Origin of the sequence: Streptomyces bambusae, from assembly GCF_019400985.1 — a bacterium.
GTDB lineage: Bacteria > Actinomycetota > Actinomycetes > Streptomycetales > Streptomycetaceae > Streptomyces > Streptomyces bambusae_A.
In genome coordinates, this window is sequence record NZ_WTFF01000241.1 from 1 (window position 1) to 11,403 (window position 11,403).

The 11,403-nt window shown below is 74.7% G+C and carries 9 protein-coding genes and 1 pseudogene; all 10 read right to left on the reverse strand.

Annotated elements, in window-relative coordinates; genetic code table 11:
• Positions 1–106 precede the first annotated feature (106 nt).
• The 10 genes and pseudogenes from GPJ59_RS26615 to GPJ59_RS38940 all read right to left on the reverse strand — a co-directional run bounded on the left by GPJ59_RS26615 (position 107) and on the right by GPJ59_RS38940 (position 11,293).
• Entirely contained in the window at positions 107–772 is a 666-nt protein-coding gene (locus GPJ59_RS26615; RefSeq protein WP_219670239.1) for a response regulator, read from the reverse strand.
• Positions 769–2,079 (reverse strand): sensor histidine kinase, encoded by a 1,311-nt coding sequence (locus tag GPJ59_RS26620; RefSeq protein WP_374200910.1) that lies wholly within the window; start codon positions 2,077–2,079, stop codon positions 769–771. The genes GPJ59_RS26615 and GPJ59_RS26620 overlap by 4 nt, the downstream gene beginning before the upstream one ends.
• Positions 2,080–2,168: 89 nt before the next feature.
• Positions 2,169–2,840 (reverse strand): response regulator, encoded by a 672-nt coding sequence (locus GPJ59_RS26625; protein WP_219670240.1) that lies wholly within the window; start codon positions 2,838–2,840, stop codon positions 2,169–2,171.
• Positions 2,837–4,285 carry a sensor histidine kinase gene (locus GPJ59_RS26630; protein WP_308120500.1) on the reverse strand — a complete coding sequence of 483 codons (1,449 nt, stop codon included), beginning with the start codon at positions 4,283–4,285 and terminating at the stop codon, positions 2,837–2,839. The genes GPJ59_RS26625 and GPJ59_RS26630 overlap by 4 nt, the downstream gene beginning before the upstream one ends.
• 424 nt (positions 4,286–4,709) lie before the next feature.
• A pseudogene (locus tag GPJ59_RS26635) lies at positions 4,710–5,975 on the reverse strand (acyltransferase family protein); the annotation flags it as partial.
• Entirely contained in the window at positions 5,968–6,951 is a 984-nt protein-coding gene (locus GPJ59_RS26640; RefSeq protein WP_258024953.1) for an alpha/beta hydrolase family protein, read from the reverse strand. The gene GPJ59_RS26640 and the pseudogene GPJ59_RS26635, both read right to left, overlap by 8 nt.
• Before the next feature lie 254 nt (positions 6,952–7,205).
• The gene (locus GPJ59_RS26645; RefSeq protein WP_219670242.1) at positions 7,206–7,907 is read right to left on the reverse strand and encodes a LysE family translocator; all 702 of its coding nucleotides are present in this window, start codon (positions 7,905–7,907) and stop codon (positions 7,206–7,208) included.
• A 69-nt stretch (positions 7,908–7,976) separates the two neighbouring features.
• Positions 7,977–8,372 carry a nuclear transport factor 2 family protein gene (locus GPJ59_RS26650; RefSeq protein WP_219670243.1) on the reverse strand — a complete coding sequence of 132 codons (396 nt, stop codon included), beginning with the start codon at positions 8,370–8,372 and terminating at the stop codon, positions 7,977–7,979.
• 124 nt (positions 8,373–8,496) lie between these two features.
• A complete protein-coding gene (locus tag GPJ59_RS26655; protein WP_219670244.1) occupies positions 8,497–10,617 on the reverse strand; it encodes a serine/threonine-protein kinase in 2,121 nt (706 codons plus the stop codon).
• 382 nt (positions 10,618–10,999) lie between these two features.
• Positions 11,000–11,293, reverse strand: coding sequence for a hypothetical protein (locus tag GPJ59_RS38940; RefSeq protein WP_374200911.1), 294 nt, complete (start codon positions 11,291–11,293; stop codon positions 11,000–11,002).
• Between the last annotated feature and the right edge of the window lie 110 nt (positions 11,294–11,403).

The following is an 11,403-nucleotide window of genomic DNA, read 5'->3' on the forward strand; positions in this document are numbered from 1 at the left end:
CCCCCCCCCCCCGGCGGCCCCGCCGCCCGCGCCGGTCCCGCGGTCGTCCCGCCGGCCGTGCCGGGCCGGCCGCCTGTGCTGGGCCGGCCGCGCGCCCAGCTCCCGCCTACGACGGGACGACCAGGCGGGTTTCGTACGCGTAGACCGCGGCCTGGGTGCGGTCGCGTAGGCCCAGTTTGACCAGGATGCGGCTGACGTGGGTCTTCACGGTGGACTCCGCCACGACCAGCCGGTCGGATATCTCCGCGTTCGACAGGCCCTGGGCGATCAGGATCAGCACCTCCCGCTCCCGCTCCGTGAGCTCGTCCTGCTCGTCGGCCGCCGCCCTGCCGGGCAGCTGCGGCTCGGCCAGCTTGGAGAACTCCGAGATCAGCCGCTTCGTCACGGACGGGGCCAGCAGCGCCTCCCCGGCGGCCACCACCCGCACGCCCTCCGCGAGCTGCCGGGCCGAGGCGTCCTTGAGGAGGAACCCGGAGGCCCCCGCCCGCAGCGCCTGGTACACGTACTCGTCGAGGTCGAAGGTCGTCAGGACCAGCACCTTCGCGTCCGCGTCCGCGGCCACGATCTCCCGGGTGGCCTCCAGGCCGTTCAGCACAGGCATCCGGATGTCCATCAGCACCACGTCCGGCCGCAGCGAAGCAACCTGGGAGAGGGCCTCGCGGCCGTCGACCGCCTCACCCACCACCTCGATGTCCGGCTGCGCGTTCAGCAGGACCGAGAAGCCCTCCCGGACCATCATCTGGTCGTCCACGACCAGGACACGGATCGTCACGCCGCTTCCCCGTCAGCCCGCGCCACGGGTATGAACACCGCCACCTCGTACCCCCCGTCCGCCGTCCCGCCGGCCGTCATCTCGCCCTCCAGCATCGCCACCCGCTCCCGTATCCCCGTGATCCCGTGCCCGGCGCCGGGCGAGGGCCGCACGTCATCGGTCGGTGCGTCATTGGCCACGCGCACCCCCAGCCCGCTCAGGACATAGGACACCTCGACGACGGCCGCGGCTCCCGGCGCATGCCGCAGTGTGTTGCTCAGGGCCTCCTGGATGATCCGGTACGCCGACAGCTCCACCCCCTGCGGCAGCTCCCGCACCGCCCCGGTCACGGTCTTCTCCACGCTCAGCCCGGCCTCCCGCACATTGGCCAGCAGACCGTCGAGCGCAGCCAGCGTCGGCTGCGGGGCCTCCGGCGCCTCGTAGTCCGCGGAGCGTACGACGCCCAGCACCCGGCGCAGCTCGGTCAGCGCCGCGACGGCATTCTCCCGGATGGTCGCGAACGCCTGGACCAGCTCGGGCGGCGCGTCCTGGACCCGGTAGGGCGCGGCCTCCGCCTGGATGGCCACCACCGACATGTGGTGCGCGACCACGTCGTGCAGCTCCCGGGCGATGGTTGTGCGCTCCTCCAGCAGCGTGCGCCGGTCCCGCTCGACCGCCGTGACCTCCTGCTGGGCGCTCACCTGCTCCTCGGCCGCCACCCGTACGTACCGGATGCTGACCACCAGCAGCGCGAGGGCTGAGACCAGGGCCATCGGACCGATGCTGCCCGGACCCTGTCCGGTCACGACCGCCAGGAGCACACCGCCCCCCACGGTGACCGCCCACATCCACGCCGCGATCCGGGGACCGGCCCGCATCGCGACGACGACGAGAACGGCCAGCTGCGCCATGAACGAACTCGGCGACCAGGGCCACATGTGCCCGTCGAGCTCCACCAGGGACAGCGCCCAGGTGGCGGCAGTCGAGGTCCAGAACGCCCCGATCGGCCGGACCAGGGTCATCAGCACCGGAGCCGCGGATATCAGCCCCAGGATCAGGAACGCTCCCGGCTCCAGATACCGGTCGACTCCCGAGGAGACCAGCACGAAGAACGCCACCAGGCACACCGTCAGGTGCGGCAGATGACGCGCCTCGTGGCGCAGCCGGGCCGGCAGCCGCCTGACGATCGGGCCGTCGGTGCGCATCGGGGGCAGCGGGCGGTAGGCGAAGGCATCGGTGATGAGGTCCCGGCGCAGGGCCGCGAACAGGCCCGACGCCAGCCGGATTTCAGGTGTCCGGGTGTCCGCCCCGGTCATAGTCTCGGTCACACTCGAAACCGTAGGCCGCCCCGCCCGTCGCCCGCGTCGCCATTGATACCGATTTCGCCGCGTCCCTCTCAGGTACTACGCGGTGCAGCTCAGTAGCCCGTCGGACGGACCAGCCCGGTCTCGTACGCGTACACCGCGGCCTGGGTGCGGTCGCGCAGGCCCAGCTTCACCAGGATCCGGCTGACGTGCGTCTTCACCGTCTGCTCGGCGACGAGCAGGTGTGCGGCGATCTCCGCGTTGGACAGCCCCTGGGCGATCAGCGCGAGCACTTCCGTCTCCCGCTCGGTCAGCTCGCCGAGGCGCTCCTTGGAGGGCCCGCGGGGCGCGCCCAGCCGGGAGAACTGGGTGATCAGACGCTTGGTGATGTTCGGAGAGAGCAGCGCCTCGCCCGCCGCGACCACCCGGACCGCCTCGGCGAGCTGGTCGGCGGAGGCGTCCTTGAGGAGGAACCCGGAGGCGCCGGCGCGCAGCGCCTCGTACACGTACTCGTCGAGGTCGAAGGTGGTCAGCACCATCACCTTGACGGTGGAGCCGGGCGTCTCCGTGATCCGCGCGGTGGCCTCGATGCCGCCCATGCCCGGCATGCGGATGTCCATCAGGACTACGTCCGGGCCGAGTTCGGCGACCTTCGCCACGGCGTCGGCCCCGTCCACGGCCTGGCCGACCACCTCGATGTCGGGCTGCGCGTTGAGCAGCACGGTGAATCCCTGCCGCACCATCATCTGGTCGTCGGCGATCATCACCCGGATCGGCGTGGTCATCGGGCTCCTTCGGTGTTCTGCGGCGTGTGGGGCTGCTGTGGTTGTGGTGCCTGTGGTGACTTCGGCGACTGTGGCGCGGGGTCCATGGGGTCTACGGGGTCCACGGGGTTTACGGGGTCCACTGGGTCCACGGGGAGGACGGCCGTCACCTCGTACCCGCCACCGGGGCGGGGGCCGGCCACCAGCTCGCCCCCCAGCATGCCCGCCCGCTCACGCATGCCCAGCAGGCCGTGGCCGGTGCCGGGGGAGGGCTGCGGGGGCCGGGTCGGCCGGCTGTTGGCGATGCACAGGTGCACCTCGCGGGGTCCGTAGGCGATGCCGACCTCCACCTGCGAACCGGGCGCGTGGCGCAGGCAGTTGCTCAGGGCCTCCTGCACGATCCGGTAGGCGGTGAGCTCGGTTCCCGGGGTCAGCGGCCGCCGGATGCCGGCCAGTTCGGTGGTGACCTCCAGGCCGGCCCCGCGCACGTTGTCCACGAGGGCGTCGAGATCGGCGAGGGTGGGCTGCGGGTGGTGCGGGTTGGCCGCGTCGGCCGGGTCGTCGGGCTGCTCCGAGCGCAGGACGCCCAACACCCGGCGCAGCTCGGTCAGTGCCTCCAGGGCGTTCTCCCGGATGCCCGCCAGATTCTCCTTGAGCTCCTCGGAAGGGTTGTCCACCAGGTGCGGGGCGACCTGCGCCTGGATCGAGATCACCGACATGTGGTGCGCGACCACGTCGTGGAGCTCGCGGGCGATCCGGCTGCGCTCCTCCAGCAGCGTGCGCCGGGCCCGCTCCGCCTCGGTGAGCGTCTCCTGTTCCGCCAGCTTGCCGCGGGCCAGCCGTACGGCGCGCAGCGCGTAGCCGAGGAGACCGGCGAAGCCGAAGAGGATCGCGGCCTCCGTGAGGGTGGAGGCGCTCCACCCCGGGCGCAGGAGCGCCTCCGCGCCCGCGGTCAGGACCACGGCGAGGCCGACCGCCTCCACCGTGACCCGGGGCGGCACGCGCAGCGCGACCAGCAGCACCACGAGGGCGAACGCCGGCAGCGCGCCCGGCATCCACGGCCAGGGCTCCCCGGCCGACACTGGTATCTCCGGAGGCAGGCCCGCGGTCCACGCCATCGACGGGCGGATCTCGGCGGCGGTCCCGGCGGCCGCGACCAGCCCCAGCCAGAAGCCGGCCAGCGGCCGGAACATCGTGATCCAGAGGGACAGCCCGGTCAGCAGCCCCAGCGCCAGGGCCGTGCCACCGGGCTTGTTGTAGGGGCCGCTGACCTGCTGGCTCACGAGGAAGGCGAAGAAGATCGAGGCATAGCCGATCAGGGCGTGCGGCAGCCAGGCCAGCCAGCGCGGCTTCCGCATCCGTGGGAGCGGGTCCCGCTCGATCGTGAGCAGGTCCTGCGCCACGGTCCACAGGGCCCGGCGGATCCTCGACGGGACGGGCGCGGCGGCCCCGGTCTGCGCGTTCACGCCCTCCACCTTAGGCATGGCTGATCTCGCACTTGGTGGCCGCCGGCCCACCGGCCGCGCGAACACCAAGCCTTCGCCGGGGCGGCAGGTTCTGGTCGGGCGCCTGGTCCTGCTCGGGCGTGCTGCCCGGCTCGGTCCGCTGGCGCTGCTCGGATGCCCGGTCCGGCTCGTTCTCCCGGCGCTGCCTGGGCGCCCTGTCCTGCTTGGGCTGTCGGCCGTGTGCGGATGTGCCGTCCGGTTCGGGCAGCCGACGCTGCTGGGATTTCCGGTCCGGCTCGGATCCCCGGTCCGGCTCGAACGCCCGGTCCGGCTCGTACGTGCTGTCCGGCTCGGTCCGTCGGCGCTGCTCGGACTCCCGGTCCTGCTCGTACGCGTCGCCCAGCCCGGTTCGCCGACCTTGCTCGGATGCCCGGTCCGGCTCGGGCGCCTGGTCCGGCTCGGCCCGCCGGTGCTGCTCGGGCGCGCGGGCCCGGTTGGGTCGTCGGGTCTGCTCGTATGTGTGGAACGCGGACCAGCAGACCAGGAGTACGGCGGCGAATGCCGGCAGCCATATCAGCCGGGCGGGTATCCACTCCCAGGAGTTGGGCAGGGTGTGCAGTCCGGGCAGGTCCGTCCCGGCCAGCAGGCCGGTGGCGGTGACCGCCATCATCGCGGTCTGGTGCCACAGGAAGACCGTCATCGCGGACAGGTTCAGCACGGCCACCGCCGCCCAGGCCTGCGGCCTGCGCATCCCGCGGGCCAGCGGCTCGCGCAGCAGCAGCGCCAACCCGCACTGGGCCAGCCCGAACGCGACGGCGGCCAGCGTGGGCGGGTTCAGATTCGACGTCCCGGCCCCCGGCACGCCCACCATGGACGCCGGGTACCCGCCCCACACCACCAGCGCGCCCGCAGCCGCGGCCCCGCCGGCCAGCAGGAGTGCCGGGGCACGGCGGGGCAGGTCCCCGCGGGACCACGCGGCGCCCAGGGTGTACGGCACCAGCCAGCCCGCGGCGACATTGACCCAGCCGATCCCCTCGGGTGCGCCGAACGCGAACCGTGCCGCGTCCACCACCGCCACCACGGCCAGCGGCCACAGCGGGCTCAGCCGTGCCACGAGCGGGGTGGCGGCGGTCAGCGCGGCGAAGACCAGCAGGAACCACAACGGCGAGAGGACCAGCCTGAGCAGCGTGTGCACGGTGTCCAGCGCCACCCCGCCGAGCAGCATCCCGGCCGAGGCCACCGCCCACAGTGCGAGTACCGCCGCCACCGGTCGGAACAGCCGGCCGAGCCGGCCCGCCACCCATGTCCCGTACGTCACTCCGCGGTCCCGCGCCGCCGCGTACCCGCGGGCGCCGACATGGCCGCCGACGAGGAAGAAGACGGCCAGCGTCTGGAACACCCAGGTGACCGGCGCCAGATACGGCATGTGTGCCAGCGGGCTGGTGGTGCTCAGCCCGCCCTGGGCCGTGGTCAGCGCGGTGACCAGCCAGTGCCCGAGGACCACGCCGAGGATGGCGAAGGCCCGCAGGGCGTCGACGGCGCGGTCGCGGCCGGCGGGGGTGGCGGAGTCGATCTGTTCGGCGAGCCGGGACCACCTGCCGGGCCGGCTGCCGATCCGGCTGCCGAGCCGGCTTGCGGATCGCCTCTCGGACCGGCTGGCGGGCTGCTTGTCGGGCCGGCTGTCGGACCGGCGGGTGTCGGCGTCACGCATGGGAGGCCTCCTGGGCGGTGGTGCCGAGGACGATGCGGGCGAGGCTGTCGAGGGACTCCGTGCCGGGCTTGAGGTAGTCGCTGTGCCCGGCGGTGCCCGCCGCGAAGTGCCGCGCGCCGAAGGCGGGGTCCACCGGGTCGGTGCCGAACCCGACCCCGGCGACCCGGACGTGCGGCACCCACGCGATCCAGTCGCCGCGGCCCCGACCGGCCCAGACACGGGCCCCGGTGGGCAGCTCGGCTGCCGTCCCGGCGCCCGTGCCGGGGCTGCCGAACAGCGCGATGTCCGTGACGGCGGGCCCGGTCGACGTACGGGCGCAGACGACCGAGCCGTAGGAGTGGCAGAGCAGCGAGAGCCGGGTCGAGGGACCGCTCAGGTCCTGCAACTGCCGTAGGAACGGCGCCAGCTGACGGGCGGCCACGTCGGCGCGCCCGGTGGTGGCGACGGTGGTGCTGACCGTGCCGGGGGTGTCGTACCCGAGCCAGGCCACGACGGCGGAGCGCGGGTGCTCTCGCTCGAGGCGCTGCTGCAGGGCGACCGCCCCGGCACGGAACCTCTGGTAGGTGTCGAGCGTCGTGTCCGAGCCGGGCACCAGGACGGCGACCCGGTCCGCGGACCGCAGACTGCCGAACACCTCGACGGCCCGCCCCGTCCCGCGCCCGTCGAAGGCGAGGAACTGCGCCGATCCGCCGGCGGCCATCTCTTGCAGCTTCGCGGCCCGTCCGGGGCGCCCGGACTCCTCGGCCATGGCCGCCGCCCGCGCCAGGTTGGCGAGGTTGGCGGCGTATCTCTCCTCCGAGGCGGCGGCCTCGGAGAACGTCTCGGCGGCGGGCGCCGGCACGCCCGGCGCGGCGGCGGCAGCGGACAGTGGCAGGACGACGGCGGTGGTGACGAGCGCGGCGAGCAGTGTGCGGCGCAGCCGTCCGGGGCGGCGGCGACCTGCGGGGCGGCGGCGCATCGGGCTACGGCTGCTCATGAGCGTGTCGTCCTTCGGTCCAGAGGGAGGGAGAGGGCTTTCTCTCTGGTTCCGAAGCTAGAAATCGATGCTCGTCGTCAGCATCACGCTGTGGAGCGGGCTTTGGGCGTAGCTCTCAGGTATGACGAGGGTTACGGGTACCGGGCCGTGCGTGGTGCTGCCCGTCCGCATGCCGGGCGCGCCGCGCCTCACGCCGGCCTGTGGCCTTACGCCGGCCTGTGGCCTTACGGCGTCTGGCCTTACGACGTCTCGCCTTACGACGCCGCCGTCGCCACCCGCACGCCGAACGCGATCAGGACGACTCCCGTGATCCGGTCCAACGCCCGCCGGACGCCGGGCCGGGCGAACAGCCGCTGGGCGCGCGACAGTACGTACACGTACGAGCCGAGCCAGAGCAGCGTCAGGAGGACGTGCACCAGCACCAGCAGCCCCATGCCGGCCGCCGGAGGCAGCCCGTCGGGGGCGAGCGTGGGCAGCAGGCCGGTGTAGAAGACGGCGATCTTGGGGTTGAGGACGTTGCTCACCAGGCCGGTGCGCCACGCACCACCACCGGTCGCACGGGTCGCACCGGTCGCACGGTCCGCACCGGCCGGACCCTGCTCGGCGACCGCTGCCGCCGTGTCGTGCGCAGTCCTCGCGTCGCTGCCACCGCCACCGTCACCGCCACCGTCGCCGCCCGGGCGCCGTAGGGCCTGTACGCCGAGGAAGACCAGGTACGCCGCGCCCGCCAGCTTCACCGCCAGGTACACCCCCGCGGACGCGGCGAGCAGCGCTGCCAGCCCGGCCGCGGTAAGGGCGCCCCACACCAGCAGCCCGCACGCGATACCGGCAACGGTGCGCAGCCCGTCCGCACGGCCCGCGGACACGGCGCGCCGGGTCACGATCGCCATGTCCGGCCCGGGGACGAGGGTGAGCAGGGCGAGCACCCCGCTCGCCGTCAGCAGTTGCGCGAGCATGCCGGCCAGTTTGCCACCGGGACGGCGCGAGTGGCCATCGCCCGCCGCGCCGCCGCCGCGCCGCCGCCGCTATGCCGGCGGCGCGGTGAGGCGTTCGACGTAGCCGGCGCGCCAGCGTGGTGCCGGGTCCTGGCCGGGGCTGGTCCAGTACTCGCGGGCCGCCGCGATCTCCCCCTCCCGTACCGTCCACAAGGACACGGCGCGGTAGACGACGTGTTCCTGCGGCACCTCCACCTCGGTGACCACCACGTTCCCGTCGGCGAGGGTGCGCAGCACCTCGATCCTTCTCTCGTCCGGGTACCCGTCGTCGTTGAGGACGGCTATGAAGTTGGCCCGGCCGACGATCCGCTCACCGCTGACCGGCCATTCGACGACCACGTCCTCGGCGATCAGGGCGCCGACCGCCTCCCAGTCGCGTGCTTCGATCCGCTCCCACAGTCGTGCCACCACCTTCAACGGCTCCATGCGCCGCAGTCTGCGCCGCCCTGGAGCTGAGGCAACAGGCTTTACTTGCAGGCTTATTGACTTCGACACAATCGGCCGTGCGCGCCGGCGCGCACGGGGTCGGCCGGCTGCGCCGGCCGTGACGTCAGCCGCGGTGGTAGACGAGCGGGGCGCGGGTGCCGCCGACGAGTTCCCGCTCCAGCGACCCGTCGGGGAGCAGCCGCAACCGGCTCCACTGCCCGGGCCGGCAGTGCGGAGGCCCGCCTTCCGTGAGGGTCGAGGCACTCAGTTCCACGGAGTCGCCGCCGCGCTGGAGGGTGGCCGTCCAGGTGCACGAGAACGCGGGGTCCTGGACGGACACCGTCATCACCCGGTCGCCGATCTCGCCGGGTACGAGGGTGAGCTGCCAGCTCTGGCTGTCGGAGGTGGTCCGCCAGGTCCCGATGTAGCCCTGGGGGATCTTCCCGGCAGCCGGTGCAGAACCCGACGCAGAACCCGACGCAGATCCGGAACTGGAAGCGGAAGCGTAGGGGGAGGGCGACGGACCGGTCTCGGATCCGGAGCTCCCGGTCGTCGGCGCGGGGGCGGTGCGCGTGCGCTGCCCGGGAGTGGGCCCGCCGGGGTCGCCGCCGCGCATCACGGCGTACACCGTGCCGCCCGCAGCCACGGCGACCACGGCGGCGACGGCGATGAGGAACGCGGTGGACGCCGACCAGGCCCCGCGGGCCGGCCGCGGCTCGTCGGGGACCGGGTCGGCCGGGTCGGCCGGGTAGGAGGGGTAGGAGGGGTACGTCGAGAAGATCGGGTGGGTCGGGTACGTCGGGTACGTCGGTTGGGTCGGCTGGGTCGAGTGGCTCGCGTGCGGTGGGTACGACGCGGAACCCTGCCCGGGGTGGACCGGCATCGGCCCGTACAGCGGCGGCCCCGCCACCCGTGTCGGCTCGTGCCCGCCGGGGTGGACCGGGGCGGGCCCGTACACGGGAGGGGCGGGGGCCGGCGGCCACGGAGTGCCAGGCGCGGCGTCCGGCACGGAATCCGGCACGGCATTCGGCGTGGCCGCGGTCGGCGACGGCACGTCCGGCACGTCTGGCACGTCTGGCACGTCCGGCACGTCCGCCGCGTCCGGCGCGGCCCGGTGGGCGGGGCGGCCCACGCGGTCCGACCCGCCCGAGGGCGGCGCCGGGCGGTCCGAGCGCTCCGAGTGCTCTGAGCGGCGCGAGCGCTCTGGGCGGTCCGAGCGCCCCGGCCCGTCCAAGTGCTCCGCGCGTTCCGGGTGGTTCGGGCCCGGTGCGTCCGCGCCCGCGCCCGCACCCGCACCCGCCAGGTCGTCCGGGCCGGTGTCCTCGTGGTCCAGCAGGCGTACCGCGTGCCGCCCCAACTGGGCGACCAGCGGCCCCGGCAGCCACGGTTCCCGGGCCCGGCCGTCGGCCACCGTGTCGCCCGCGCCCACCCGGGCCAGGATCTGCGCCGGGGTCGGCCGCGCCTCCGGCCGCTTGTGCAGGCAGTCCCGTACGAGGTCCCGCAGATCGGCCGGTACGCCGGCCAGCGCGGGCTCCGCGTCCGTGATGCGCAGCAGCAGCGGGGCCAGGCCCCCCGCCTCCTCCGCGTCGCCGAACGGCAGCGAGCCGCAGGCGGCGTACGCCAGCACCGCGCCCAGGCAGAAGACGTCGCACGCCGCGGTCAGGACCTCCCCGCGGACCTGTTCGGGTGCCATGAAACCCGGCGAGCCGACGAGTTCGCCGGTCCGGGTCAGCCCGCTGCCGGGGCCGTCGCCCGGTTCCAGGGCGCGGGCGATGCCGAAGTCGATGACCCGGGGGCCGTCGATGGTCAGCAGAACGTTGGACGGCTTGAGGTCGCGGTGGATCAGGCCGGCGGCGTGGATGTCCTGGAGGGCGAGGGCGAGGCCGGCGGCCAGGACCCGTACCGAACGGCCCGGCAGCGGACCGAAGTCGCGCGCCACGACCTGGCGCAGGCTGGGCCCGGCGACGTAGCCGGTGGCGAGCCACGGAGTCTCGGCCTCGGTGTCGGCGTCGAGGACCGGAGCGGTCCACTCCGCGCTGACCCGGCGGGCGGACGCGACCTCCTGGCGGAACCGGATCCGGAACTCCTCCTGGAGCGCCAGCTCCCGGTGCACGAGCTTGACCGCGACGGTCCGGCCGCGGTCGGAACGGGCGAGGTAGACCTGCCCCATCCCGCCGGCACCGAGCCGGGACAGCAGCCGGTACGGGCCGATGCGGTGCGGGTCCTGCGGGTGCAGTTGTTCCATGGCCGGGTGGTCCCTCCCCCTAGGACTGGCCGAACAAGCCGACGATAGTGCGGGCCGGGGCGGCTGTGCAGGGGGAGGGACGGCCGGGGGCGGACGGGCGGTTGCGGCTCACAGGGAGCGCGCGGGGGTGCGGTCGGCGGGCAGTACGTGCGCCCGCTGTGCGCCCCCGCCCAGCCCGGTCCCGCCCGGCGCCGCCCAGCCCAGCCCAGCCCGGCCCGGCCCGGCCCCGCCGCTTCTCCCTCCGGGGCCCGCGTCGGTCACCCGCCGCCCGTCCCGTCGTCGCTCGCGGCTTGCCCTGCCGGTCGCCCGCCGCTTGCCCGTCGCTTGCCCCGTCGGTCGCCCGCCAGTCGCCCCGGCGGTCACCCGTCCGAAACGTCGCCGGTCACCCGCCCGAAGCGTCGCCGTTCGCCCCGTCGTGCACCGCGTCCAGGGCCGCCGTCAGCCGTTCCAGGACCCGTACGGTCTCCGCGAACGCCTCCTCGCCCAGTTCCGCCGCGAGCCGCTCGGCCAGGGCGGCGTGGCCGGGGCCGATGCGGGCGACGGCGGCGCGGCCGGCGGCCGTCGGCTCGCCGGCGAGCGCGGCGGCGTGGTCGGCGGGCGCCCGCCCACCGCAGGCGGCCGTTCCGCCCCGGGGGGCCAGCCCTTCCCCCCGGGGGGGGCGGGGCTCGTCCGCCACACGGGGCCCGGCGGGGGCGGCGGGGGCGCCGGGCCCCCGGGGTTGGGGCCCCCGGACCCCGGGAAGGAGCGGGCGGGGCGGAAGGGGGGGGGCCCCCGCCTGCCGGCCCG

Coding starts and splice junctions, on each gene's coding strand:
- GPJ59_RS26625 (WP_219670240.1), bottom strand. CDS start 2,840: ATGACCACGCCGATCCGGGTGATGATCGCCGACGACCAGATGATGGTG.
- GPJ59_RS26640 (WP_258024953.1), bottom strand. CDS start 6,951: ATGAGCAGCCGTAGCCCGATGCGCCGCCGCCCCGCAGGTCGCCGCCGC.
- GPJ59_RS26645 (WP_219670242.1), bottom strand. CDS start 7,907: ATGCTCGCGCAACTGCTGACGGCGAGCGGGGTGCTCGCCCTGCTCACC.
- GPJ59_RS26650 (WP_219670243.1), bottom strand. CDS start 8,372: ATGGAGCCGTTGAAGGTGGTGGCACGACTGTGGGAGCGGATCGAAGCA.
- GPJ59_RS26655 (WP_219670244.1), bottom strand. CDS start 10,617: ATGGAACAACTGCACCCGCAGGACCCGCACCGCATCGGCCCGTACCGG.